Source organism: Acinetobacter sp. USHLN143 (assembly GCF_037145695.1).
Classification (GTDB): Bacteria; Pseudomonadota; Gammaproteobacteria; order Pseudomonadales; family Moraxellaceae; genus Acinetobacter; species Acinetobacter fasciculus.
In genome coordinates this window covers 1-217 of the sequence record NZ_JBBCWZ010000364.1, presented here as the reverse complement: position 1 = coordinate 217, position 217 = coordinate 1, and the positions used below count along the sequence as shown (strand labels likewise).

Sequence of the window (217 nt, the reverse complement as noted above, 5' to 3'; positions counted from 1 at the left end):
TGGTTTGATTGTGCTAGAGACTGATGCTGCAGCGCCAACTGCCTGGTGAATTCCAGCAGTTGTTCATGGGTCAGTTGGCTTAAGTCAGGCAGCGTATTCATGACCTCAGTATGCCTGAGGTCATGACGCAGAGGAAATAGAACGTTTGGAGAATAGCAGAATGCACCAACCTGGTTTAGAGCATCGTCACTACCTGCTGTTGTCCAATGCGCTGCCA

Annotated in this window: 1 protein-coding gene; it reads right to left on the bottom strand. The window is 49.8% G+C overall.

The window, feature by feature from the left end:
* On the bottom strand, positions 1-217 hold a 217-nt coding region (locus WFH18_RS18405), incomplete at both ends, for a hypothetical protein (RefSeq protein ID WP_336755478.1).